31 protein-coding genes are annotated in these 21,880 nt (G+C 70.0%); 23 read left to right on the top strand and 8 right to left on the bottom strand.

What is annotated here, in order from left to right; genetic code table 11:
* Window positions 1-2: 2 nt before the first annotated feature.
* The 18 genes from Q9S36_RS42335 to Q9S36_RS42250 all read left to right on the top strand — a co-directional run bounded on the left by Q9S36_RS42335 (window position 3) and on the right by Q9S36_RS42250 (window position 12,659).
* Complete coding sequence (locus Q9S36_RS42335) at window positions 3-536, top strand: hypothetical protein (protein ID WP_311290772.1); 534 nt, start codon at window positions 3-5, stop codon at window positions 534-536.
* Between the two features lie 123 nt (window positions 537-659).
* Window positions 660-1,301: a DUF305 domain-containing protein gene (locus Q9S36_RS42330; RefSeq protein ID WP_311290771.1), complete on the top strand. Its 642-nt coding sequence runs from the start codon at window positions 660-662 to the stop codon at window positions 1,299-1,301.
* Window positions 1,302-1,446: 145 nt separating this feature from the next.
* A complete protein-coding gene (locus tag Q9S36_RS42325; RefSeq protein ID WP_211732895.1) occupies window positions 1,447-2,007 on the top strand; it encodes a hypothetical protein in 561 nt (186 codons plus the stop codon).
* Entirely contained in the window at window positions 2,004-2,687 is a 684-nt protein-coding gene (locus Q9S36_RS42320; protein WP_311290770.1) for a TlpA disulfide reductase family protein, read from the top strand. Before Q9S36_RS42325 ends, Q9S36_RS42320 begins: the two co-directional genes overlap by 4 nt.
* Window positions 2,684-3,526 carry a cytochrome c biogenesis protein CcdA gene (locus tag Q9S36_RS42315; RefSeq protein ID WP_311290769.1) on the top strand — a complete coding sequence of 281 codons (843 nt, stop codon included), beginning with the start codon at window positions 2,684-2,686 and terminating at the stop codon, window positions 3,524-3,526. Before Q9S36_RS42320 ends, Q9S36_RS42315 begins: the two co-directional genes overlap by 4 nt.
* The gene (locus Q9S36_RS42310; protein WP_311290768.1) at window positions 3,523-4,275 is read left to right on the top strand and encodes an SCO family protein; all 753 of its coding nucleotides are present in this window, start codon (window positions 3,523-3,525) and stop codon (window positions 4,273-4,275) included. The genes Q9S36_RS42315 and Q9S36_RS42310 overlap by 4 nt, the downstream gene beginning before the upstream one ends.
* Before the next feature lie 179 nt (window positions 4,276-4,454).
* Complete coding sequence (locus tag Q9S36_RS42305) at window positions 4,455-4,832, top strand: metal-sensitive transcriptional regulator (protein ID WP_311290767.1); 378 nt, start codon at window positions 4,455-4,457, stop codon at window positions 4,830-4,832.
* Window positions 4,833-4,888: 56 nt separating this feature from the next.
* Window positions 4,889-5,137, top strand: a complete 249-nt coding sequence (locus Q9S36_RS42300) for a DUF2933 domain-containing protein (RefSeq protein WP_311290766.1) — start codon at window positions 4,889-4,891, stop codon at window positions 5,135-5,137.
* On the top strand, window positions 5,112-5,885 hold the full coding sequence (locus Q9S36_RS42295) for an ABC transporter ATP-binding protein (RefSeq protein WP_311290765.1): 774 nt from the start codon (window positions 5,112-5,114) through the stop codon (window positions 5,883-5,885). Before Q9S36_RS42300 ends, Q9S36_RS42295 begins: the two co-directional genes overlap by 26 nt.
* A 7-nt stretch (window positions 5,886-5,892) precedes the next feature.
* A complete protein-coding gene (locus tag Q9S36_RS42290; RefSeq protein WP_311290764.1) occupies window positions 5,893-7,470 on the top strand; it encodes an ABC transporter permease in 1,578 nt (525 codons plus the stop codon).
* Between the two features lie 95 nt (window positions 7,471-7,565).
* Window positions 7,566-7,955: a metalloregulator ArsR/SmtB family transcription factor gene (locus tag Q9S36_RS42285; protein WP_311290763.1), complete on the top strand. Its 390-nt coding sequence runs from the start codon at window positions 7,566-7,568 to the stop codon at window positions 7,953-7,955.
* On the top strand, window positions 7,952-8,767 hold the full coding sequence (locus Q9S36_RS42280) for a cation transporter (RefSeq protein WP_311290762.1): 816 nt from the start codon (window positions 7,952-7,954) through the stop codon (window positions 8,765-8,767). The genes Q9S36_RS42285 and Q9S36_RS42280 overlap by 4 nt, the downstream gene beginning before the upstream one ends.
* Window positions 8,767-9,468: a cation transporter gene (locus Q9S36_RS42275; protein ID WP_311290761.1), complete on the top strand. Its 702-nt coding sequence runs from the start codon at window positions 8,767-8,769 to the stop codon at window positions 9,466-9,468. The genes Q9S36_RS42280 and Q9S36_RS42275 overlap by 1 nt, the downstream gene beginning before the upstream one ends.
* Window positions 9,461-10,129, top strand: a complete 669-nt coding sequence (locus Q9S36_RS42270) for an isoprenylcysteine carboxylmethyltransferase family protein (RefSeq protein ID WP_311290760.1) — start codon at window positions 9,461-9,463, stop codon at window positions 10,127-10,129. The genes Q9S36_RS42275 and Q9S36_RS42270 overlap by 8 nt, the downstream gene beginning before the upstream one ends.
* Entirely contained in the window at window positions 10,129-11,040 is a 912-nt protein-coding gene (locus Q9S36_RS42265) for a cation diffusion facilitator family transporter (RefSeq protein ID WP_311290759.1), read from the top strand. The genes Q9S36_RS42270 and Q9S36_RS42265 overlap by 1 nt, the downstream gene beginning before the upstream one ends.
* 79 nt (window positions 11,041-11,119) lie before the next feature.
* Entirely contained in the window at window positions 11,120-11,776 is a 657-nt protein-coding gene (locus Q9S36_RS42260) for a thioredoxin domain-containing protein (RefSeq protein WP_311290758.1), read from the top strand.
* A complete protein-coding gene (locus tag Q9S36_RS42255) occupies window positions 11,748-12,431 on the top strand; it encodes a vitamin K epoxide reductase family protein (protein ID WP_311290757.1) in 684 nt (227 codons plus the stop codon). Before Q9S36_RS42260 ends, Q9S36_RS42255 begins: the two co-directional genes overlap by 29 nt.
* 54 nt (window positions 12,432-12,485) lie before the next feature.
* A complete protein-coding gene (locus Q9S36_RS42250) occupies window positions 12,486-12,659 on the top strand; it encodes a hypothetical protein (RefSeq protein ID WP_311290756.1) in 174 nt (57 codons plus the stop codon).
* A 4-nt stretch (window positions 12,660-12,663) separates the two neighbouring features.
* Here Q9S36_RS42250 and Q9S36_RS42245 read toward each other — a convergent pair whose 3' ends face one another.
* Window positions 12,664-12,939: an SHOCT domain-containing protein gene (locus Q9S36_RS42245; RefSeq protein WP_311290755.1), complete on the bottom strand. Its 276-nt coding sequence runs from the start codon at window positions 12,937-12,939 to the stop codon at window positions 12,664-12,666.
* Window positions 12,940-13,130: 191 nt separating this feature from the next.
* On the opposite strand from Q9S36_RS42245, the gene Q9S36_RS42240 reads away from it, so the two are divergent.
* The 4 genes from Q9S36_RS42240 (at window position 13,131) to Q9S36_RS42225 (ending at window position 14,768) form a co-directional block, all read left to right on the top strand.
* Window positions 13,131-13,505 carry a hypothetical protein gene (locus tag Q9S36_RS42240; protein WP_311290754.1) on the top strand — a complete coding sequence of 125 codons (375 nt, stop codon included), beginning with the start codon at window positions 13,131-13,133 and terminating at the stop codon, window positions 13,503-13,505.
* On the top strand, window positions 13,502-14,026 hold the full coding sequence (locus Q9S36_RS42235; protein ID WP_311290753.1) for a MerR family transcriptional regulator: 525 nt from the start codon (window positions 13,502-13,504) through the stop codon (window positions 14,024-14,026). The genes Q9S36_RS42240 and Q9S36_RS42235 overlap by 4 nt, the downstream gene beginning before the upstream one ends.
* Window positions 14,023-14,349, top strand: coding sequence for a hypothetical protein (locus Q9S36_RS42230; RefSeq protein ID WP_311290752.1), 327 nt, complete (start codon window positions 14,023-14,025; stop codon window positions 14,347-14,349). The genes Q9S36_RS42235 and Q9S36_RS42230 overlap by 4 nt, the downstream gene beginning before the upstream one ends.
* 83 nt (window positions 14,350-14,432) lie before the next feature.
* Window positions 14,433-14,768 (top strand): YnfA family protein, encoded by a 336-nt coding sequence (locus Q9S36_RS42225; protein WP_211732883.1) that lies wholly within the window; start codon window positions 14,433-14,435, stop codon window positions 14,766-14,768.
* A 252-nt stretch (window positions 14,769-15,020) separates the two neighbouring features.
* Here Q9S36_RS42225 and Q9S36_RS42220 read toward each other — a convergent pair whose 3' ends face one another.
* On the bottom strand, window positions 15,021-15,320 hold the full coding sequence (locus Q9S36_RS42220) for a thioredoxin family protein (protein ID WP_311290750.1): 300 nt from the start codon (window positions 15,318-15,320) through the stop codon (window positions 15,021-15,023).
* Between the two features lie 149 nt (window positions 15,321-15,469).
* On the opposite strand from Q9S36_RS42220, the gene Q9S36_RS42215 reads away from it, so the two are divergent.
* On the top strand, window positions 15,470-16,000 hold the full coding sequence (locus tag Q9S36_RS42215) for a DinB family protein (RefSeq protein ID WP_311290749.1): 531 nt from the start codon (window positions 15,470-15,472) through the stop codon (window positions 15,998-16,000).
* Between the two features lie 12 nt (window positions 16,001-16,012).
* Here the strand turns inward: Q9S36_RS42215 and Q9S36_RS42210 are convergent, their stop codons facing one another.
* The 6 genes from Q9S36_RS42210 to Q9S36_RS42185 form a co-directional block, all read right to left on the bottom strand.
* Entirely contained in the window at window positions 16,013-16,162 is a 150-nt protein-coding gene (locus Q9S36_RS42210) for a hypothetical protein (RefSeq protein ID WP_311290748.1), read from the bottom strand.
* Window positions 16,163-16,246: 84 nt separating this feature from the next.
* Window positions 16,247-19,258, bottom strand: a complete 3,012-nt coding sequence (locus tag Q9S36_RS42205; RefSeq protein WP_311290747.1) for a hypothetical protein — start codon at window positions 19,256-19,258, stop codon at window positions 16,247-16,249.
* A 142-nt stretch (window positions 19,259-19,400) separates the two neighbouring features.
* Window positions 19,401-19,826, bottom strand: coding sequence for a hypothetical protein (locus Q9S36_RS42200; RefSeq protein ID WP_108343944.1), 426 nt, complete (start codon window positions 19,824-19,826; stop codon window positions 19,401-19,403).
* Between the two features lie 127 nt (window positions 19,827-19,953).
* Window positions 19,954-20,103, bottom strand: a complete 150-nt coding sequence (locus tag Q9S36_RS42195; RefSeq protein ID WP_165807085.1) for a hypothetical protein — start codon at window positions 20,101-20,103, stop codon at window positions 19,954-19,956.
* 133 nt (window positions 20,104-20,236) lie between these two features.
* Window positions 20,237-21,544 carry a DUF3987 domain-containing protein gene (locus Q9S36_RS42190; protein ID WP_311290746.1) on the bottom strand — a complete coding sequence of 436 codons (1,308 nt, stop codon included), beginning with the start codon at window positions 21,542-21,544 and terminating at the stop codon, window positions 20,237-20,239.
* On the bottom strand, window positions 21,541-21,726 hold the full coding sequence (locus Q9S36_RS42185; RefSeq protein WP_311290745.1) for a ribbon-helix-helix domain-containing protein: 186 nt from the start codon (window positions 21,724-21,726) through the stop codon (window positions 21,541-21,543). Before Q9S36_RS42185 ends, Q9S36_RS42190 begins: the two co-directional genes overlap by 4 nt.
* Between the last annotated feature and the right edge of the window lie 154 nt (window positions 21,727-21,880).

Here is a 21,880-nt window from a genome sequence, read left to right as displayed (position 1 = left end):
CGATGACCTCCGCGCCCCCGACCGCCGTCCGCACCCGCAGGTTCCTGCGGGTGCCGGCGGCTGCGCGTCCCAGCGGCCGCACCGCACTCGCGGGCCTGGTCGTCGCCCTGGTCGTCGGCATCCTCGGCATGCACGCGCTAGCGAGCCACGGCACTCCCGCGGCACCCGCAGCCGCGTCGAGCGCGATGAGTATGCCGGGCATGACCGCTGGCCACGATGCGGCCATGCCCTCCGGCGACTTGCACGCCGCGCGCCCCCACCACGCGTCAGCCGCTCAGCTCTCGGACCACTCCAGCGCCGGCTCAAGCCCCGGCGCCGGCTCTGGGTCCGGCCACGGCATGGCCGGCATGGTCATGCTGTGCGTCGTGATGCTCGCCGCAGCCGGCCTCACGCTCCTGGCGGTGCTCGCCGCGGGACTCTTCCGGCCGCTGCTTCCGGTCGCGTTCATGCCCGCCGCCGTACGCGCGCGGGCGCTTCAGTGGGTGCGTGGCACCGGCCCACCCCACGAGTGGCAGTTCTCCGTCATCAGGTGCTGACAGGCCCTGCGACCACCCGCCACCGCTGACCTCGACCGTCGAGTTCGACTTTTCGACAGCAGCGTCCGGCCGGGTGTCGCCTCCGCCTGCCCACACCACCCACCTGACTTCTGGAGAACTTCCATGCACGCCAAGAACAAGACCCGCACGCGCGCGCTCAGCGCGTTCGCGCTCACCCTCGCTCTCGGCGCCGGCCTCACCGCCTGCGGCGACGACACCAGCGACGCGGCCGGCCAGGCCGAGGTCAGCACCACCGAGCACAACGACGCTGATGTCGCCTTCGCCAGCGACATGATCACGCACCACGCGCAGGCGCTCTCGATGGTCGACCTGACCCTGAAGCGAGAGCTCGACCCCGAGGTCCAGGCCCTCGCCGAGGACATCCGCGACGCACAGGGCCCTGAGATCGAGACCATGGCCGACTGGCTCACGAAGTGGGGTGAGGACGTCCCGGCGACCATGCGCGACCACGTCAACTCCGGTCATGACATGGGCGACATGTCCGACACCATGGACGACATGGGGCACGACGACATGCCCGGCATGATGAGCGCCGACGAGATGAACGAGCTCGAGGACGCTCCGGACTCCGAGTTCCAGGACATGTGGCTCGAGATGATGGTCGAGCACCACGAAGGCGCCATCGAGATGGCCGAGACCGAGCAGGCCGACGGCCAGTTCAAGGACGCCGTCGACCTCGCCGGTCAGATCATCGACGCACAGCAGCAGGAGATCGAGACGATGAAGGACCTGCTCGGCTCCTGAGTCTCGGCGCGTGCGGACGCCACCCTCATCGGTGGCGTCCGCCCGTCGATTCCACCGCCGCATCCCCCGCATGCCGCGTCCCGGGCCTGGGCCGACCAGCCTCACGCCCGGACGCCTCGGACACCCACCTGCAGAAGAAGGCCTCATGAAGACACCCCTGGCGGCCGTCGCCGTCACAGCAGCCCTCGCCCTCACCCTGACCGGCTGCAGCAAAGCCGCCGGCCCGACCAGCTCGTCCGGGTCGAGCTCCTCGGATGCGGCCGAGGTCACGCCTGACGCCACGTCCCTCCCGCCGTGGCCCGCACCCGGCGACGTCCCCGCCCGGGTCGCCGCCGCCGGCCTCGACCTCGGCCCGATGGGCACCGCCGAGCACTACCACCCCCACCTGGCCATCACCGTCGGCGGAGAACCGGTCCCCGTCGCGCCCAACATCGGCGTCGACCCCGCCACCGGCGCGATGTCCGCGGTCCACACCCACGAGGGCGACGGCACCATCCACATCGAAGCCGACACCGTCGGCGAGAAGTTCACCCTCGGCCAGCTGTTCACCCAGTGGGGCGTCGCGCTCACGCCCACCCAGATCGGTGGCGCCCAGGCGAAGCCCGGGGAGAAGATGACGGTGACCAGCAACGGCACACCCGTGACCGGCGACCCCGCCGACCTGCAGCTCGAACCTGACCAGCAGATCGAGCTGACCCTGCCATGACCGACACGCCACACCCGCAGACATCGCCCCCTGGACGTCCCTCCCGGCCGGCCCGCATCGCCCTCGTCGCGGTGCTCGTCGTAGCCGTCGTGCTCCTTGGGCTGTGGTTGGTCCGCACGACACCCTGGACCGCCGACGCCTCCGGTCGTGGCAGCGACCGCGGTATCGCGGGGCCGGGCCTCACTGCCTACCCGGCCGGTGACCGCGCCCCCGCGCCCCCGCTCGAGGGGCGCACCCTCGACGACAGCGACTTCAACCTCGACGACCTCTCGGGCCAGATCGTCGTCATCAACGTGTGGGGCTCGTGGTGCGGGCCGTGCCGCGCCGAAGCGCCCGGTCTCGTCCGCATCGCCAACGCGACCGCCAGCCAAGGCGTCCAGTTCGTCGGTATCGACACCCGCGACAGCCTCGCCTCCGCCCGGGCGTTCGTGAAGAACTACGACGTGCCCTACCCGAGCGTGTTCGACCCTGCCGGCAAGGCGCTCCTGCCGTTTGGGTCCGTCATCCCCAGTGCCGCCATCCCCAGCAGCCTTGTCGTCGACCGCGACGGCAACGTCGCAGCCCGCGTCATCGGTGCCGTCGACGAGAGCACCCTCCAGGGCATCCTCGATGACCTCCTCGCCGAAGACGACGACCCGACTTCGACCGGCACCGACGCCCGGGAAGGAGACGCGTCGTGAGCCCGCTGGCCGCCAACCCGGGCGACCTCGTCACCTACGGCCCGATGCTCGTCGCCATCCCCATCGCGATGGCCGCCGGACTCGTGTCCTTCCTCAGCCCCTGCTGCCTCCCGCTCGTACCCGGCTACCTCGCGTACGTCACCGGCACCAGCGGCGCCGACGCCACCACCCAGGCCCAGGCCCACGACGTGACCAGTACGTCGGGAACGCCCGGCGCTCCGAGCACGCTGACCCGACCCCGACCCCGGCTGCTGCCCAGCCGCACCGTCACCGGGACGCTGCTGTTCGTCCTCGGGTTTGCCGCCGTGTTCACCAGCTACGGCGCCCTCTTCGGCACCGCCGGCGCGTTCCTCATCACCTACCAAGAGCCCATCACCCGAGTCCTTGGCGTCCTCACCATCGTCCTCGGCATCGTCTTCACCGGCGCCCTCACCCGCGTGCCGTTCCTCAACCGCACCGTCCGTCTCGACGCCAACCCTCGCGTCGGCGTCGCCGGCGCCCCCCTGCTCGGCGTCATGTTCGGCATCGGCTGGACCCCGTGCATGGGGCCCACCCTGGCCGCGGTCCTCACCCTGTCCGTCACCGCGGGGGGAGCCGGCCGCGGTGCCGTGCTGTCCTTCGCCTACAGCCTGGGTCTCGGCATCCCGTTCCTCCTCGCCGCCCTCGGCGTTCAGCGTGCGTTCCGCGTGTTCGCCTACGCGCGCCGGCACGCCCGCGCCGTCACCCGCATCGGGGGCGTGCTCCTCATCATCGTCGGCATCCTCCAGGTCAGCGGAGCCTGGACACTGCTGATGGCCCAACTGCAGGGCTGGGTCGCGAACTGGCAGGTCCCCCTGTGAACACCACACCGAGCCGTGCGCGACAGACCCCCCGAACCCGTCGCCGTCGCTTGGCGCGGCTGGGCCTGGCCGCCGCCCTCACCCTCACCGCCGCCACGGCCTGCAGCTCCCAGGACGCCGACCCCCGCAGCGGCAACGCTGTCACCAGCCGCGACGCCGACGAGTTCCACGGCACCCTCGTAGACCCGCCCCTCACCCCCGCGCCCGTCACGCTGCGCGACACCGACGGCAACCCCTACCGGATGGACGAGCCGCCCCCGGACACCGCCACAGCGGTCTTCTTCGGCTTCACCAACTGCCACGACATCTGCCCCACCACCATGGCCGACCTCGCCGCCGCACGCAGGTCCCTACCCCCCGTCGCGGCCAGCAAGGTCAACCTGGTCTTCGTCACCGTCGACCCCAAGCGTGACACCCCGCCGGTTCTCCGCAGGTGGCTGGACCAGTTCGACCCTGACATCGTTGGACTACGCGGACCCCTCAAGCATGTGCACCGTGCAGAGGACTCCCTGTACGCCTCCAACAGCGGCAAGTCCTCGCCGCCTCCCGAGGGAACCGACGCCGGCGCACACGAGCATCAGTCGACGGAGGAAGGGCACACCCACCCCGACGGCGACCCCGATGGGTACACCATGGACCACTCCAGCGTCGTCTACCTGTTCGGTCCTGACGGCAGCACCGTCATCTACACCGGCGGCGCCACCCCACCCGACTACGCCGCCGACCTGACCCGCCTTCTCCACCGCTGACGTCTCCGCCCTGACCCCCAGCAAGACGCCGCAGGCCAACGCGGAGCTGTGGCCCTCGATGGGCGCGAGCACGGGACGACCGCCGCGGCAAAGCAGCCACTCGGGGGCCGAAAGACCCTACCCCCCGGGGGTATGCGCGCGCACCATGGAACAAGAGCAGAACCCACGAGGAGCCCGCCATGGTTACCACCGAAAGCACCCGCGACACGATCCGCCAAGCTGCGGCCGGAGCGCACGAGTGCCACCGCCCTGCCACCGACAGCTCCCTCCCTGCCGCCCGCGGCTACACCGGTCGACAGCACAGCTACCTGAACCGGTTGCGTCGCATCGAGGGCCAGGTCCGCGGCGTGCAGAAGATGGTCGCCGACGACCGCTGGTGCCCCGACGTGGTCAACCAGCTCGCCGCCGTGACCCGGGCAACCGAAGAGGTCGCCGCGGCGCTTCTCGACGACCACGTGCGCCACTGCGTCCTCGAAGCCGCCCGCGACTCCAGCGAAGCCGGACAGGCCCTGATGGACGAAGTCGCCGCCACCATCCGGCAGGTGATCCGCCTCTGAACCCACGCGCTCACCCACGAACCACCCGTCCACCACCCACGACAAGGAGCAGAACGATGAACACCAACATGACCCGCGGCCCGAACCTTGGGCTGTTCGCGGTCGCAGCCGCCATCGCCATCGTCGGCGCACTCTGGGTCGGCGTCCCCGCCGGCACCCTCGCCTTCGTCGGCATCGCCCTCATCTGCCCGCTGATGATGATGGTGATGATGGGCGGAATGATGGGGATGCACGGCGGCGGCAGCAATGACAGCAGCACGAAGTCGCACGACCGCTCCGATGACCAGCACCCTCAGGACCGCTGAGGTCGTCATGACCGCCCAGGCCACACCCCGCCCCGCCGGCCACGCCGCATCTACGGCGGCTGGTCGGCCGCTGATGACCGCGTCCGGTGTCGAGAAGTCGTACCGGCGCGGCATCTGGCCGGCCCGGCACGCCCAGGCGGTCCTCCAAGGCGCCAGCCTTGAGCTGCTTCCGGGTGAGGTCGTCGGTCTGGTCGGGGAGAACGGGTCGGGGAAGTCCACGCTGATGAAGGTCCTCGTCGGCGAGCTCGCCCCGAACGCCGGCACCGTGGAGCACGTCGGACGGCTCGGCTACTGCCCGCAAGAGCCGGTCGTGTACGAGCGCCTGACGTGCGATGAGCACTTCGAGCTGTTCGGGCACGCCTACCGGATGAGCCCGGCCGTCGAGCATGCGTCGCGTCGCCGGCTCTACGAGACCCTCGGGTTCACCCGCTACGCCGGCACGCGCGCCGACCAGCTCTCCGGCGGCACCCTGTCCAAGCTCAACCTCGGGCTCGCGCTGCTCGCCGACCCCGAGGTGCTGCTCCTCGACGAGCCGTACGCCGGGTTCGACTTCGACACCTACCTGAGGTTCTGGGACCTCGTCGCCGAACGCCGAGCCGCGGGGCGCAGCGTGCTCATCATCAGCCACTTCGTCGTCGACGAGCACCGCTTCGACCGCATCGTCCAGCTGCGCGACGGCACGACCTACGACCGGCCACCCCAGGCCCGCGCTGCCCAGCCTGGCGCACCCCCACCTGACACCGTGTGAGCACCCGATGAGCACCGCATCCGCCTCCGTTGCAGGGACCGTCGACAGCACCCGCGGGCTGCTGGTGCGTCGCTTCCTCGTCGAGGCAGCCCGCAACCGGGTCACCCTCGGCCTGCTCGTCGTCGTCCCGGTCGTGTTCGTCGCCATCGTGGGCGGTGTCATCACCGACGCCGGCGAGCTCCTTGGCGGCCAGGGTGGGCCCCAGGCCGAGACGACCACGGCCGGCTGGACGGCCGGGTTCGTAGCCGCGGTCGCGATGTACTTCCAGGTCCGCTCCGCCCGCGCCGCCGACCAGCGCCTCGTCCTGGCGGGACTACCCGCGGCACGCCTGGTCCTGGCACGCATGACGACCGGAGCCGCGCTCGCGGTGGTGGCCGCCACCGCGTCCTACCTGACGCTCGTGGTCCGCGTCGGTGGCCTCGACCACCCCGCCCGAGTCGCCGCGGCGACCGTGATGTTCGCGGTCATCTACCTGGCCCTCGGCGCCCTCATCGGCGCCCTCGTGGCCAACCCGGTCAACGGCACGGTGCTCGTCTTGTTCGTCTGGCTCGTCGACGTCGTCTTGGGGCCCGCGTTCCGGCCCGCCGACACCCTCGTGTCCAAGGTCTTCCCGACCCACTACCTGAGCCTGTGGATGATGGGCGAGCCGTCCGGTCACGCGGGCCGGCCCGGCGACCTGGGCTGGGCGCTCATCTGGACCCTCGTCGCCGTCGCACTCAGCTGGCTGGTCGTCGCGACCACCAGCCGCACCGCCCAGGCCCACGCACGCACCAGCTCGGGCTCGGCCCGCGGCCAGCTGGCCGTCGGCACCCGGATGGGCCTCCGGGAAGTCGGCAGAAACCGGGTGCTGTGGGCGCTCCTTGTCGCTGTCCCGGGCCTGTTCGTCGCCCTGTCCGCATTCACCACGCCCGAGGGGTACGAAACGATGATGGTCCGCGAAGCCGGCCGGACCGTGCCCGCCACGTTCTGGTTCCCCGACACCCACCCAGGTCTGATGGCGCCCATCTCGGTCGGAGCGCTGGCCGCCGTCGTGGGGCTGTTCACCGCGCTCGGCGCGCGCGCCGCGGACCGTCGGCTCGCCCTCGCGGGGTTCCACCCGGTCAGCCTGCTCACGTCCCGGCTCCTCGTCGTGGCCGTGCTGGCCGTCGTCGTCACCGCCGCCTCGCTCGCGGTCACCGCGCTGTTCTTCGAGCCCGGCCAGTGGGCCCCGTACGTGCTCGCCAACCTGCTCCTCGCGTTCACCTACGCCCTCGTCGGCGTCCTGGTCGGCTGGCTCTTCGGCCGCGTCGGCGGCGTGCTCGTCGCGTTCCTCCTCCCGTTCCTCGACCTCGCCATCGAGCAGAGCCCCATGCTCAACCCCGAGCTCTCCACCCTGGCGCACCTCCTGCCGGGGTACGGAGCCAGCCGAGTCCTCTACGACGCCGCCCTCACCAGCAGCTTCGACGAGACCGGCTCGCTGCTCATCGCGCTCGGCTGGCTCGCGGTGCTTGCCGGTCTCGTTGCCGGCCTGCTGGGCCGGCTCGTCCGACCTGCTCGCCGCCAGCGTCAACGCGACCTTCGCCCTCGAGCAGCAGCCCCGATCTGACGACTTCACGGACCAAACCGCGGCGTGCCTCCATGACGCTGCACCAGTCCCCATCACCATCACCAACATGATCTGGGCTAACATCACGTTTTGTGATGACTGAGACCACGAGCTCGCCACGCACGCACGCCGGCTTCACCGCCGCCGCGTGCCTGTTCCACGGGTTCTCCGACCCCACCCGCCTCGCCATCCTGCAGCGCCTCAGTGAGGGCGAACAACGCGTCGTCGACCTCGTCAACCACCTGGGCCTCCCGCAGAGCTCGTGCTCGAAGCACCTGGCCTGCCTCAAGGACTGCGGCCTGGTCACCTCCCGCGCGCAGGGCCGTGCGTCGGTGTACTCGCTCACCCACCCCGAGCTGCTGCACCGGCTCTTCGCCAGCGCCGACGAGCTGCTCGACGCCACGGGTGAGGCCGTCGCGCTGTGCGACAACTACGGCGCTCTGACGCTGCACCCGACCGTTCCCTCGACTGAGGAGACCGCATGACCATCCACGACCACGCCACGACGCAGCCCGACCACGCCCACCCCGTGCTGACGAGCGAGGACCGAGCCCGGCTCGGACGCCGCGCGCAGCTCTTGGCCGCGGCGTCGGTGACGTACAACGTCATCGAGGCCGTCATCGCCATCACCGCCGGCATCGTCGCGGGCTCCGTCGCCCTCGTCGGGTTCGGCCTGGACTCCATCGTCGAGGTCTCCAGCGGCCTCATCATCTTGTGGCAGTTCCGTCACCGCCTCCCCGAGACCCGGGAACGCCAAGCGCTCCGGCTGATGGCGCTGTCGTTCTTCGCGCTCGCCGCCTACGTGTCCTTCGAGTCGCTCCGCGCGCTGCTCGGTGACCACGACCCCGACGCCTCCCCGGTCGGCATCGGACTCGCCATCGCGTCGCTGGCCATCATGCCGTTCCTGTCCTGGGCGCAACGCCGCACAGGGAAGGCGCTCGGCTCCAACGCGGTCGTCGCGGACTCCACCCAGACCCTGCTGTGCACCTACCTCTCCGCCGTGCTCCTCGTCGGCCTCGTGCTCAACGCGACGCTCGGCTGGTCCTGGGCCGACCCCATCGCCGGGCTCGTCATCGCCGCGGTCGCAGTCCGTGAGGGGCTGGAGGCGTGGCGTGGAGAGAGCTGCGGCTGCGGACCCGTCGCCGTCGGCTCGGACCCCCAGGATGTCGACGCCGGATGCTGCGACAGCGGCACCTGCAGCGATGGCTGCTGCACTCCCAGCAGCGCGGATGACGGTGTCGACGCGACCTCGGCGCCCGTGCCGGACTCGGTCTTGCAGATCCAGCGGCGGAAGTGATGTCCGGGATCGCACCCAACATTCCGGGCCCCACCAGCCTGAGCGAAGCTGAAGCCGAACGGCTCACCCGCCGGGGGCTGCGGCTGGCCCAGTTCACGGTCGCCTACAACGTCATCGAGGGCGCGGTCGCCATCACCGTCGGCCTCATGGCCGGCCTGGTGTCGCTGGTCGGGTTCGGTCTCGACTCCGGCATCGAGTCCGCCGCCTCCGTCCTCGTCGGCCTGCGGCTCTCGGCCCGCCTACGGCATGGCGAAGCCGACGAGGCGAAGGAGCGACGCACCCTGAAGGCCGTCGCCATCACGTTCTTCGTCCTGGCCGCGTACGTCGTGTTCGAGGGCACCCGCTCGCTGCTCGGCGGCGAGGCTCCGGAGAACTCGATGGTCGGCATCGTCCTGCTCGTCGCATCCGTCGTCGTGATGCCGGTGCTCGCCCGTGCGAAGCGTCGCGTGGGCGAGCAGCTCGGTGGGGACTCGCTCATCCTCGCCGACGCCGCGGAGACCCGGATCTGTGTCCTGCTCAGCATCTCCACCCTGCTGGGTCTCGGCCTGTACGCCCTAACCGGCGCCGCCTGGCTCGACCCCGTCGCCGGCTTCGTCATCGCCGCGTTCGCCATCCACGAAGGCCGCGAGGCGTGGGAAGGCGAGCTGGTCGAAGACGATGACGACGATGACGACGACGAGAACGGTGAGGACGATGACTGAGCCCGGCACAGACGTGGCTGCGGTGGGCGCGCTGGGCATCTACGCGGTCTACCTGGGTGTCGGGTTCGGACTGCGGACCTGGCTGCAGTGGCGCCGAACCGGCGACACCGGCTGGCGCGGCATCTCGGGCCGCTTCGGCTCGCCCGAGTGGTGGGCCGGCGTCCTGTTCGGCGCCGCGCTGGTAGCCGGTGTCCTTGGTCCCGTTACGGCGCTCCTCGGCCTAGGCCCGGTCCAATTCCTCGCCGCGCCCGCTTTCCAGGCCGTTGGGCTGGTGACGGCGGCCGCAGGCGTGCTGGCCACGTTTGGCACCCAGCTCGCGATGGGCACCAGCTGGCGCATCGGCGTCGACGACAGCGAACACACCGACCTCGTGACCACCGGCCCGTTCGCGATGGTCCGCAACCCCATCTTCACCGCCATGGCCGCCACCGGCCTCGGCCTGGCGCTCATGGTGCCGAACGCAGTGGCGCTGCTCGGGTTCGTCCTCCTCCTGGTCGCGCTGCAGCTGCAGGTGCGCGTCGTGGAGGAGCCGTACCTGCTCCGCACCCACGGCGAGGTGTACGCCGCCTACGCGGCCACCGTGGGTCGGTTCCTGCCTGGGCTCGGACGCCGCACGCCCGAACCCGCCAGCGTCTCCCGGCCGACGCGGGAAGCCATCTGATGGGCGCCGGACACAGCCACGGCCCGCCGGCCGGTCACGCTGGCGGCAAGCACCGATGGCGCCTCGCGGTGTCCTTCGGCCTCGTCGCGGTGTTCTTCGTCGTCGAGCTCACCTACGGTCTGCTGTCCGGATCGCTGGCCCTGCTCTCGGACGCCGGCCACATGGCCGCCGACGTCGTCGCCCTCGGCGCCGCGCTGGTCGCCACCCGCATCGCAACCCGCGCCGACACCACCGGCCGCCGCACCTACGGCTCTTACCGCGCCGAGGTGTTCGCCTCCGGCCTCGCGGTGCTGCTGATGCTCGGCGTCGCGGTCTACGTCGTGGTCGAGGCCATCGGCCGCATCGGCCACGACGTCGAGGTCGAGACCGGCCCGATGCTCGTCATCGGCGCCCTCGGCCTGGTCGTCAACATCATCGCGATGCTGCTGCTACGCGGCGGAGCCGCCGAAAGCCTCAACGTCAAGGGCGCCTACCTTGAGGTCGTCGCCGACACCGCCGGGTCCGTCGGCGTCATCGCCGCCGGCGCCCTGGTCGCCTACACAGGCCAGTCGTACTGGGACACCGTGGTCGCGCTGGCCATCGGCGCGTTCGTCGCCGTTCGCGCCGTCATGCTGGGCCGCGAGGTCCTCGCCGTCCTCGGCCAGCACGTCCCAGCCGGCATGCGGATGGACGACGTCACTGCCGACCTGGAAGCCATCGACGGCGTCGACGACGTCCACGACCTCCACGTGTGGACCCTGACCTCCGGCATGCACGTCGCCACCGCCCACCTCGTCGCCCGCGACACCGTCGCCGCCGCGACCGTCCTCACCGAAGCACGCCGCGTGCTGCGAGCCGACCACGGCATCGAGCACGCCACGCTGCAGGTCGAAGCGGCCGCCGACCACACCTGTCAGGAACTCGACTGGTGACCCGTTCAACCCTGAACGCTCGACTGTCCCCGACACACCCGCCTCGCCAGCCGTTCGACCACTCGACCCGAAAGCGAACATGAGCACCCAAGCCAAACGGTCCGTCGCCATCATCGGCGCCTTCGTCCTCGTCCTGCTCGGAGTGCTGAGCCTCGGCGCCATCACGGACGACGAACCCAAGACGACGCCCGCCGCGACGGGTGAGTCCCAGCTGGTCCGGGCCGACTCCCACGTCCTCGGCGAGGAAGGCGACTCCGACGTGACGTTCGTGGAGTTCCTCGACTTCGAGTGCGAAGGCTGCCGGGCCGCCTACCCCGCGGTCGAGCAGCTGCGCGAGGAGTACGCCGGCCGGGTCACGTTCGTCGCCCGGTACTTCCCGATGCCCGGCCACTTCAACGGCGAACGCGCCGCCCGCGCCGTCGAGGCAGCCGCCCAGCAGGGCAAGTTCGAGGACATGTACCACCGCATGTACGAGACCCAGACGCAGTGGGGAGAGCAGCAGGTCCCCGCCGACGACGTGTTCACCGGCTTCGCCGAGGACCTCGGCCTCGACATGGACCAGTGGAAGGCCGACTACAACGACCCGGCCACCGCCGAACGGGTCGCGAAGGACGTGGCCGATGGTCAGGCGCTCGGCGTCCAGGGCACGCCGACGTTCTTCGTCGACGGCGCGCAGCTCCAGCCCCGCACCTACGAGGACCTCACCGATGCGCTCGACGCTGCCCTCGCAGGCTGACACCCCGCTTCGGAAGTCCGACCGCGACCGGCGCACGACGCCCCACGCTGAGGCCGACGGCGGTGAACCGTTCGGTCGTCTGCTGCCGTGGCTGCTCCTCCTCGGCGGGCTGGCCGGGGCACTGGCGGCGTTCGTGCTGACCGTGGAGAAGATCGAGCTCCTCACCGACGCGGCGTACGTGCCGACGTGCAGCATCAACCCGGTCCTGAACTGCGGGTCCATCATGCGCACCGACCAGGCCGAGGTGTTCGGGTTCCCGAACCCGCTCCTGGGGCTGGCCGGGTTCCCGGTCCTGGCCGCGACGGGTGCCGTGCTGCTCGCCGGCGCGCGGTTGCGGCGCTGGTACTGGCTCGGACTACAGGCTGGCGCCATCGCCGGTGCGGTGTTCGTCGGGTGGCTGATCTTCCAGTCGCTGTACCGCATCGGCGCCCTGTGCCCGTACTGCATGGTCGTGTGGGCGGTGGTCCTGCCGACGTTCTGGTACGTGACGTTGGCGAACCTGCGCCGCGGCGTCTTCGGGACCCGCGCCCGCGACAGCCGGGCCGCCGCCGTCTTGGTGGGCAACCATGCGGTCGTCCTCACCGTCGCCTACCTGACGGTCCTCGCGCTCATCCTCGAGCGGTTCTGGGACTACTGGAGCACCCTGCTGCCCTAGCTGTTCTGACGCGACCCACTGCGCCTGCCGCGCACCTTGCCGTCCCCTACTCCCGTGACGGTCCCGCAAGGCATCTCGAAGACGTGGCGCTTCGACATCGGCGACTCGGTCGGAGGAGGCACGTGCTGGGGCATCAACAACCTGGCCTTCGATCCCGAGCGGGGTCGACCACAAGGTGCGTCGTGGGGGACACCGAAGCGTGGCACCTACGCAACGACGGCGGCCTGACCTACTAGAGGGGTTCGGACAAGGCAGCCAGGCGACGCCGGAACTCATCCTCGTCGATTTCTCCAGCTGCGAACCGGCGCCGCAGGATGAGAGCCGCCTCCGATGAACCGGCAGGCGCGGGGGACAGGTCAGGCCCACCGCGGCCAAGAACGCGTCCGGGACTGCGCAGCATCACCACGAGCAGCGTGACTGCAAGGCCGACGAGCACCACGAGCAACACGATCAGCGCAAACCACCCGAAGCCGTACCCGTCGTGCATCCTGTCGTAGTCGCCCCACATCGCACTCACCTCACTCGCGGCCTTGTCATCTCACCCCTACTTCATCAGGCGTGGGGCCTCTCGCGCCTGTGCCGGATGGGTCCCGCTCGTGGGGTCGAAAGGCCCCACTTCGGCAGCGAACCGGCACACGCTGAACGACCCTCAACCAAGGGCTTGCATCCTGTACCCGGGTACAGGCTTACCGTGGGCCCATGGACCAGAGCACCAGCGGCGACGCCCCCGGTACCGGGTTGGCATGGGCCGACGTCGAGGCATGCACCCTCCCAACCGCCGATCGGCCGCTACGCGTCGCGGAGTTCGACGACCTGTTCACCACGTCGCTGCGCTCGATCGACCAGCCCAGCGACACGTACGCGCACCTGGTGTTGACCGGCAACAACGAGCTCGCGCACCGCGCCCGCCGGCTCTCCGAAGCGGAGACCGCCTGCTGCTCGTTCTTCACCTTCACCGTCAGCGAGCCCCAACCCGGCCACGTGAGCCTGGACATCGAGGTGCCGCCCGCACGCGCCAACGTCCTCACAGGACTCCTCGACCGCGCCCGCGCCGTGCTGGCCGCAGCATCATGAGCGCCCCGGAGGCCCAGACGCCCGGGGGAGGGGTCGCCGACACGGCAGGGATGCGTCGCGGTCAAGTCGCGGCCGCCGCCGGCCTCAACATCGAGACGCTGCGCTACTACGAGCGCCGCGGCCTCCTCGCCGGCCCCGACCGCAGCCCGGGAGGACACCGGCTCTACCCACCCGAGACCGTCACCGTGCTCAGGGTCATCAAGGCCGCCCAACGCCTCGGATTCACCCTCGACGAGGTCGCCGAGCTGCTCGAGCTCGGCCGGCACCGCCACGGAAGGCGCATCGACGCCGGACTCCAGCAACGCGCCCGCACCAAGCTCGTCGAAGTCGAGGAACGCATCGCCGACCTCAACGCCATCCGCGACAATCTCACCGCCGCACTCGACGCCGGCTGCGACGACCTCCTGGCCTGCGCGTCATCGCAGTGCTGCCCGATCCCGTTCGAGGCCATCACCCTCCACCCCGACAGCGCGCACGCACCCGCGACGGGCAGCCGGGCGTGCTCGAGGACGCACCGATGACCGAGGCCCCCGACGCCGACAGCGGCGCCACGGGCGTCCGGCCCGGCAACCATCACCTCGTCGGCGCCGCAGCAGCCGCCTGTGCCGTGTGCTGCGCAGCTCCCATTGTCGGGGTCCTCGGTGTGGCCGGCTTCGCCGCCACAGCGGTCACGCTCGTGTTCGCCGGTGTCGTGTTCGCCTTCGTCGTCGGCCTGCTCACTGTCGCCGCCGTGCTCACCCGCCGTGCACGCGTGCGACGCATGTCTTGCGCGCCAACCGACCCAACCGCCAGCGGCCCTGAGCTCGTCGAGCTCGGACCCACGCGCACCACCGACGACGCCTGACCACTAGCTCGAACCAGAGCTCCAGACTCGACCACAGCGCGGCCGTCGCCACGCGGCCGCACACTGGTTGGGAGACTGCACGCATGACCGTCGCGAAGTCCCTGCTCCTGTTCGCCCTCGCAGCCGTCGCCGAAATCGGCGGCGCCTGGCTCGTGTGGCAGGGCGTTCGCGAACACCGCGGCTGGCTGTGGGTCGGCGCCGGCGTCATCGCACTCGGCCTGTACGGGTTCGTCGCCACGCTCCAGCCCGACGCGAACTTCGGCCGCATCCTCGCCGCGTACGGCGGCGTGTTCGTCGCGGGTTCCCTGGCGTGGGGCATGGTCATGGACGGGTTCCGGCCCGACCGCTACGACATTGTCGGAGCGCTCGTGTGCCTGGTCGGGGTCGCCGTCATCATGTACGCGCCCCGACCCGTCTGACCGGTTCGCAGGACCCCAGGCAGCGCTTGATCTACCGCATGCCGCCAGCGGCGGCGTGCTCGACCTCGCCTTGGGTTTCAGGCTCCGCCAGCTTGTGACGCCACGGGAACACCCACCGGAACAGGCTCAGGCCGGGACGGCGGCACCAGCAGTCTTCCGGACATCCGCAACACCTCGCTCCGAGAGCTTCCGCAACGCGAGTGCCCCCGGCTACCGCGACGTACGCCCCGACCACGACGAGGAGACCCTTCCTCACGACAACGCCTCCACGAGCTGCTCGACCTCCGGTGAGCCCCTCAGGCCAGCCGGCGTGGGGTACATGCGGCACGACAGTCCGACCTGTTCGCCGCCAGTGATGAACAGGTCTCGTCCGTTGATGCGGATGCTGGGAGAGCCTATGAAACCCAGCTCGCCGGCCTGCTCAGGGGTCTCGACGCACCGCCGGTGCACGGTGACGTCATCCCGGCCCGCCAGAGAGAGCGCCTCCTGGAGGCGCTGGTCGGCGACCTGCCAGTTCGGGCACCCGTCGAAGTACAACAGCTCGACCTGCACGTAGAGCTCCTCATCGGCTTGAGCTGGAGACGGCTTGGGTTTGTCTCCGGACCTCCACTGTCCCACCTGGGTGCCGAGTCGACACCCCTCGCCGGCAACGGTGCGTGGTTGCTGTTCTCAGGAGAGTCCCGCACGCGGGAGACTGCATCATGGTGATGCAGGAGACGGTCGACCGGGCGAGCATCCATGCCGAGCTGGAGCGGGTGCGCACCGACCTGCACCAACTTGTCTCTCGCGCCACCGCAGACGACCTGCGCCGACGCACGAACGGGACCCGGTGGACGAACGGTCAGATGCTGTGGCACATGGCGTTCGGGTACCTGCTCGTCCGTCGGCTGCTTCCGCTGGTGCGACTCCTCGGACAGCTACCGGACCCGTTCAGCCGCACCTTCGCCGCCACCTTGAACGCGGGCACACGACCTTTCCATCACATCAACTACGCGGGTGCTGTCGGAGGCGCCCTGGTCTTCCACGGTCCTCGGTTGACGCGTCAGTTCGACCGCACCATCGACCGGCTTCATCGACGCCTGGACGCCGAGTCCGACGCGGCGATGGCCCGTGGGATGCACTTCCCGGTCGACTGGGACCCGTTCTTCCAGGAGACGATGACGCTCGACCAGGTCCACCGCTACGCGACGCAGCACTACGACTTCCACCGCGCGCAGCTCACGCTCGATTAGGCCCGCTTCGGCTCAGGCCAGGACGGAGGGCGGCAGCTCGATGTCCGGGAGAGCTCGAGGAGGAGCGTGGGGACGCGGCCGTCGATGTCGCCGATGGTGGTCGCGCACGGTCTCCTCGTCCTGGCCGCCCGGGTCGGCGACCGGCCAGTCGATGTGCTTCACGCCGGGCACGTAGGGGCTTTCTTGCGCCACAAGGCTGCGCTTCCCAGCCCCCTCCTCGCCATCACACGAGAAGGGGGGCCGGCCTCACCGGGGACTTGGGATGGTGCGCGGAGCCTCCCGGAGGCTCCCGCCGCCGCCGCCGGCGCTGGTCCAGCGCCCGAGGTACGTGGTCGGGTACTGCGTCGTGGGCCAAGCACCGTCCTCTGCCGGTGTGCGACGGCAGTGCGAGCAGATGACTCCGTAGCCGCTTGCTGCGACCTCGGGGAAGAGGGTGACGTGGTCGGCGTGGCGACGTCCGCGGCACCGGTCGTGCGGGCATGGGATCGCCTTGACGTGCGTCTTGGCCTGGTTGGCGTAGGTCAGGTAGACGGGCCGTGTGAAGCCTCCAGATCGCCGCTGCGGCTTCACCAGCTCCCGGACCTCGTCGTCGGTCTTGCCCAGGGCGAGTGCGACGTCGAGGACCGGAAGGCCGTGACGGCGGGTGGGTGTGTCGACGGTGAGCAGTGCCAGGGCTTCGGAGATCCAGGCGGTGTCGTCCGGGACCGCGGCGTCGCCCCACTTGAGGTTCGGATCGGTGTACGTCGAACGAAGCCGCTCCGTGTAGGCGCTGGTGGTCGACTTGGTGTTGTCGTCTGCCGCCCGCGTCACCCATCGGTGGAGCTCTTGGCGGACCTCGGCGATCGGGTGGTCGACGAGGGCGCACTTGGCTCCGCGTGAGGTGACGCCGTTGGCCACCAGCCAGGGCATGACACGCTTCTTCAGCAGCGTCGCGCGGGTCACCTGCAGCAGGTCTGCCGTTGCGGTCAACTCGCGGCCTTCCTCGAAGAGGTAGCGCACGACGGTGTCGGTGTTGGCGAGATTGCGTCCGGTGCGGGTGCGGACGTTGCGGATCCGGCCGGCGAGGGGGAGCTGGGCGTGTGCGCCGGACGCGAGTGGGAGCAACGCGGTGCAGGACCACAGGACGTCCTCACCGTCGACATGGAAGCGCCATTCGATGAAGGTCTCGTCGCACAGGGTGCCGAACTTGGAGGGGCTTTCTCCGTTGTTTCGTGCCGCGGACTCGAGTCCGGCTACGAGGTGGACAGCGACGGAGACGTCGGTGTGGTCGTGTCGCACAGTGGCGGATCCGGACTCGTGCTTGCGGATCTTCGCCTTGAGCCGTTCGATCTCAGCGTCGTACGCGGCGACCTTCGTCTTCACCTCGGTGACCTGGGCTGCGTAGGCCTTGGCCTCGTCCTCGTCGCCTGCTGCTGCGCTGATGGCTGCCATCGTGCGGTGCCCCTTGATCTCGTCCTCCAGAGGCGTCCTAGCCGCTGTCTTCAGTGCGATCTGGTGGCGCCAAGTCGTGGTGGGGTCGGCGTCGTCGCTGCGTCGCTGCGCCTCTGTGAGCTGGGCGATCGTCGTGGGGTCCAGCAGGCTCCTCACGCCGTGGTCGAGGCGGGAGGCGACGGAGGCCTCGAGCTCGATCAGGGAGAACGTGGCGGCGGTGTGGTCGGGGCGGCCCTCACCCACGCCGAAGTAGGACCAACCGCGGCCGGTACGGCTGCCCGCAGCGGCCGACTCACGCCGGAACAGCAGGATGGCGTTGGCCCGCCCACTGGTGTTCACGCGGGCCTGCACGCCCCACTGCGTGGGCTCGTCGTCGTACTTCGACCCGAGGTGGCCCGGCGGGACGACCCAGTTCGGGAAGCACTGAAGAGCGCGGCGAGTCGGCGTGTGGTGGGCCTGTCCACCGGTGGGCGCCTTGGGAGCTCGGAGCTCACGCAGGAGTCGCGCGGCCACCTGGCGGCAGACGCGGTCGGGTACTCCGAAGCGGGGGATCTCGTTCCCCTCCTCGTCCGTGGGCCATCCCCATGACGCGGAGAGGACGTCGAAGTACCCGTACTCGTCGAGGTCGTCGCGGTAAGTTGCCGGGATGCCGTCGAGGACGATGTTGCGGCCTCGGATGTCGTTGTTGAGGCGCCGGAAGTACCGGCCGGTCCTGATGAGCTCGACCTTGGCGAGGAAGAAGCGGACGTCGGCATCGAAGACCTCGGCGGGGTCCTCGCCCTCCAGGTAGCGCGAGATGTCGAGGTCGCTGGGGATGGCGCGCGGGTTGGAGTCGCTGCGGCAGAAGAAGCTCTTGGCGGCTCCGTAGGACGCGTTGTCGTCGTCCAGTGCTCGGGCGAAGGTGTTGTCGAGGTCGGTGTGGTCGCGGCGGACGATCAGGCCCTCTGCCTCGTACGCCGCGAGGCGCGCGGTGATGTCCTGGTAGGTCTCGCCGTCGGCGTGGGCCTGGTAGAGGCTCGCGATGACCGGTGCCATCTCGGGCTGGGCCTCCGGGACGAGCCCGCGGTTGCCCTCTTCGACGGAGCGGCCGTGCTTGTCCTTCTTGTGGCACCAGCCGTACGGCATCTGAAGTTCGGCAAGGGCCGCACCACCGGCCTTGTACTTCATGAGCCGCTTGCCCGTCATGCGTCGGCGACGGTTGGGGTCGTCGCTTCCGCCGACGAGGCCGAGGGCACCGAGGGCGAGCTCGTCGCCGGGGATGGACTGGTCGTAGCGCTGACCGCCGAAGACCATCGAGACGTCGCGGATCTTGCACTTGTTGGTGATCGTGGACCAGTCGGCGCGATCGCGACCGGCGCGCGTGACGTCGTCGGCCCAGCAGACCTCCCGGAGGGTGGGGAAGTGGTTGAGCAGCGACATGACCAGCACGGTGACGCCGTTCAGGTCCTTGCCGTCGAGACGGACGATGTGCTTGATCGTCGATGACAACGTGATGTTGAGGAACACCACGTCGCCCACGCAGACGACCGCGGCGATCGGCTCATGACCGGTCGCGTCGTGATGGAGGTCGGCCATGGTGATCCACGTGATGCCGTGCGTCGCTCCGACGTCGGGCTGGGCAGGGTCCCAAGCAGCGTCGGGGAACTGGCTGATCGCAGCGATGTCCGGGTCGCCGCCGTAGATGCTGAAGTGGGAGTCGCGCTGGCCGGCGCTGCCGCCGGCGTCGCCGACGAGGGAGTAGCGGATCAGGTGACCGCTGATCGGTCGGCCGGCGCCGAGCTTGGTGGCGAGCGGGTTGTAGACCTTGCGGGCGGTGTACAGAGTCAAGGGGTCCTCCTCGGGTAGGTGCGGTGCACCGTGCCGGCGAGGTCGGCTGACGCAATGGGATCGATGGAGGAGTTCTGGCTCACCGAGATGGGTAGGGACTCCTCCACCCCGGGCAAGACCTTCAAGGTAGAGGGTCAGAAGCTCAGCTTCCGTTTCCTGCCAGCCTCGTCGCCGCGTCGTCTGGGTCGACTGCGATGGTGAGGCCCCGGGCCCGCAGCCGCTCGCTGATGTCAGGGACGAGGTGCACGGCCCCGTACGCGAGTTGAACGAGGAGCGCGGCGTAGGTGCCGGGGGTCTTGCCGCTCATCGCGGAGACCAACGCGGACCGAACGGCCCGGGCGTCGCTGGCTCGTAGTGAGAGGAGCGCCGGGCCGAGGACGGGGTGGTCACTCAAGGCGGTTGGCGGCGCCCACGACCAGCAGGCCTCGACCAGGCAGAACGCGACGAGCACACGGTCGTCCACGTGCGCGAAGGCCATTCGGGTGGCCAGGACGGCGCAGGTGTCGTCATGCACGCTGGCAGCGGTCATCAGGGCGACGGCGACAGTATCGGCCTGCTGGATCTCCACGCCTACTCCTGTTCTGTGCCGGGAGGTGCACGCTCACCGTCACGGTGCGCGCGCGGCACCGCGCTGCAGCGCCCGTGGTCGACCGACCTAGTCCTGATGCTCGGGCCCGGGGGACTTGGCAGTCAGGTCAGGTCGCGGACGAGCAGACGGTCACAGCTGCCCACATCGCGGTCGTGGCCCCGAGCTCATCGACGAGCTGGTCCGGGGTGAGGGTGCGCGCTCGGGTCAGCTCGTCGAGGTACGACTGCAGGGCGAGGGCATAGGTGGGGGCGGCCATGTCCGCTACCTGTGAGCGCTCCTTCCGGGAGGACAACTTGCCGGCCGCTTCATGGTCAGTACGCGACGCCGGCCACGAAGGAAACGAAAGAACGAAGAAGCCCGCCGGCTCCTTCGTTCCTTCGTTTCCTTCGTCAGCGCACGGCCGTCAGGATGGAGCTGGGCCTCCCTCCGGACGCTCGGGACGACACCGTCGCCATGCCCAGGTCGACGAGCTTCAGGACGAGCGCGTCCAGTTCGTACCTGGCCTTGTTCTTGGAGAAGACCTCGCTGACCTGGGTTCGGTTGAGGCCCTGGGCGCCCGCCGCGGACACCGCGGAGTAAAGGCGATCCAGGTCGGGGTTGCCAAGGGTGGCTCCCCAGATGTGGGCGACCGACGCCTCGGAGTACTCCCACAGCGCCGCCGCGGCGCTGAGGTGGACCGGCTCCATCGTCGCCGACTGGTCGAGCAGCGCGTAGATCGTGGCGAGGCGCAGCATCTGCGGGCTCGCTCGGACGGTGAGCGAGTCGTAGACGTCGCCGCCGGACGGCTGTGACTCGACGATGTTGTACAACGAGTCCCACCGCTGGCGGAACGCTTCGCTGCGAGCGACTTCGCCGGCACTGCGAGCGAAGGTGACCGCAGCGCGCAGCTGCGTCCCGAACGCATCGACCTCGGCCGGGGCCAGACGCCCGGGCTCAGGAAGGAGCGCACCACGGTGGCTCAGGACGTGGATGAATCGGTTCGCGTACCCGTTGGCGATGTCTACCGGCTTCAGGACCGCCTTGAGCTCGTTGATCGTCACATGGCCAAGCACGGACAGGTGGGGCTGCTCCGCCACGAGCGTCGCCGCCCTCGTCCGGGCGCTGAGCGCGTCGCCGTCCCAAGCCGACCGCAGGATGGGGGAGATGATCGAGCCCTGACGTCCTGCGACGGTGAGCAGACGCCCGTACTCCTCCTCGGTCAGAAGGAGGCGCTGATCCCCGTCGTTCTCTGGACCCTCGGCCAGTGACGCGAGTGCCTGGATGAGGGCTTCTCCGGACTGGATGCCACCTCGCATGTGTCGCGTGGCCATGAAGTCCCCGTCGGCGGCATCCAGGACAGGCCGGACCGCGGCGGCTGACGTGCCCTTCCGCGCCCGGGCTGATGATCCGACCACCACGCCGAAGAGGATCGGGTAGTGCTTCTGGTGCCCGACGCTCACGTAGGCGCTGCGCCCCACCATGGCGGCGAAGGAGACGAGCAGGGTCAGGAGCATCGCCGGGGGCGACGCCTCGGTGAGAGGGGCGAGGGCCTGGACGATCCGTCCGGAGATCCCGTGCAGTGCGTCCGGGCCGAGCTCAGGAGGCGTGCTCCGGCTGTCGAGTCGGCTCGCGAGGCGCAGGCGGCCCAAGAGCTCGTACGACGCGTCGGGGGCCGCAGTGCCGTCGGTAACCGCCGGCTGCAGCGTCTGGGCGGTCACAGGGTCACCTCGCTCTCGACGTACTGCCGTGCCGCCAGGCGCATGACCGAGGCCACGGACCTGTCCTCGGCTGCGGCGCGTGCCTTGAGGGCCTCACGGAGGTCCTGTGGGAGGCGGACGACGATCGCCACGTCGTTAGTCGGGGTGGTCGGGGTGGTCGGGTTGGTGCTGGGGGAGGTCATCTGAGTCCTGGTGTGATCGGTTCGGTGGTACGCCGCTGGTGCGGCGATCACCGAAGGTCCCCGGTGTTGATCGGATCGCAATCAGGTGCACGAACTTCTTGATGTGATCTGGGTCATGCCCTTGCGAGGCGACAACCCGCGCCCACCGGTGCAG

The organism is Microbacterium sp. ARD31 (genome assembly GCF_031844425.1).
The sequence above is the reverse complement of the archived record's forward strand: the minus strand, read 5'-3'. Positions and strand labels throughout refer to the sequence as shown.

What these genes read in the sequence shown, in the direction of transcription:
- Q9S36_RS42230 (WP_311290752.1), top strand. Translation starts at nt 14,023, where the DNA reads ATGACCGAGGCCCCCGACGCCGACAGCGGCGCCACGGGCGTCCGGCCC.
- Q9S36_RS42335 (WP_311290772.1), top strand. Translation starts at nt 3, where the DNA reads ATGACCTCCGCGCCCCCGACCGCCGTCCGCACCCGCAGGTTCCTGCGG.
- Q9S36_RS42325 (WP_211732895.1), top strand. Translation starts at nt 1,447, where the DNA reads ATGAAGACACCCCTGGCGGCCGTCGCCGTCACAGCAGCCCTCGCCCTC.
- Q9S36_RS42240 (WP_311290754.1), top strand. Translation starts at nt 13,131, where the DNA reads ATGGACCAGAGCACCAGCGGCGACGCCCCCGGTACCGGGTTGGCATGG.
- Q9S36_RS42255 (WP_311290757.1), top strand. Translation starts at nt 11,748, where the DNA reads ATGCGCTCGACGCTGCCCTCGCAGGCTGACACCCCGCTTCGGAAGTCC.
- Q9S36_RS42305 (WP_311290767.1), top strand. Translation starts at nt 4,455, where the DNA reads ATGGTTACCACCGAAAGCACCCGCGACACGATCCGCCAAGCTGCGGCC.
- Q9S36_RS42195 (WP_165807085.1), bottom strand. Translation starts at nt 20,103, where the DNA reads ATGGCCGCCCCCACCTATGCCCTCGCCCTGCAGTCGTACCTCGACGAG.
- Q9S36_RS42265 (WP_311290759.1), top strand. Translation starts at nt 10,129, where the DNA reads ATGGGCGCCGGACACAGCCACGGCCCGCCGGCCGGTCACGCTGGCGGC.
- Q9S36_RS42320 (WP_311290770.1), top strand. Translation starts at nt 2,004, where the DNA reads ATGACCGACACGCCACACCCGCAGACATCGCCCCCTGGACGTCCCTCC.
- Q9S36_RS42245 (WP_311290755.1), bottom strand. Translation starts at nt 12,939, where the DNA reads ATGTGGGGCGACTACGACAGGATGCACGACGGGTACGGCTTCGGGTGG.
- Q9S36_RS42275 (WP_311290761.1), top strand. Translation starts at nt 8,767, where the DNA reads ATGTCCGGGATCGCACCCAACATTCCGGGCCCCACCAGCCTGAGCGAA.
- Q9S36_RS42260 (WP_311290758.1), top strand. Translation starts at nt 11,120, where the DNA reads ATGAGCACCCAAGCCAAACGGTCCGTCGCCATCATCGGCGCCTTCGTC.
- Q9S36_RS42215 (WP_311290749.1), top strand. Translation starts at nt 15,470, where the DNA reads ATGGTGATGCAGGAGACGGTCGACCGGGCGAGCATCCATGCCGAGCTG.
- Q9S36_RS42270 (WP_311290760.1), top strand. Translation starts at nt 9,461, where the DNA reads ATGACTGAGCCCGGCACAGACGTGGCTGCGGTGGGCGCGCTGGGCATC.
- Q9S36_RS42185 (WP_311290745.1), bottom strand. Translation starts at nt 21,726, where the DNA reads ATGACCTCCCCCAGCACCAACCCGACCACCCCGACCACCCCGACTAAC.
- Q9S36_RS42280 (WP_311290762.1), top strand. Translation starts at nt 7,952, where the DNA reads ATGACCATCCACGACCACGCCACGACGCAGCCCGACCACGCCCACCCC.
- Q9S36_RS42290 (WP_311290764.1), top strand. Translation starts at nt 5,893, where the DNA reads ATGAGCACCGCATCCGCCTCCGTTGCAGGGACCGTCGACAGCACCCGC.
- Q9S36_RS42330 (WP_311290771.1), top strand. Translation starts at nt 660, where the DNA reads ATGCACGCCAAGAACAAGACCCGCACGCGCGCGCTCAGCGCGTTCGCG.
- Q9S36_RS42235 (WP_311290753.1), top strand. Translation starts at nt 13,502, where the DNA reads ATGAGCGCCCCGGAGGCCCAGACGCCCGGGGGAGGGGTCGCCGACACG.
- Q9S36_RS42295 (WP_311290765.1), top strand. Translation starts at nt 5,112, where the DNA reads ATGACCAGCACCCTCAGGACCGCTGAGGTCGTCATGACCGCCCAGGCC.
- Q9S36_RS42300 (WP_311290766.1), top strand. Translation starts at nt 4,889, where the DNA reads ATGAACACCAACATGACCCGCGGCCCGAACCTTGGGCTGTTCGCGGTC.
- Q9S36_RS42225 (WP_211732883.1), top strand. Translation starts at nt 14,433, where the DNA reads ATGACCGTCGCGAAGTCCCTGCTCCTGTTCGCCCTCGCAGCCGTCGCC.
- Q9S36_RS42285 (WP_311290763.1), top strand. Translation starts at nt 7,566, where the DNA reads ATGACTGAGACCACGAGCTCGCCACGCACGCACGCCGGCTTCACCGCC.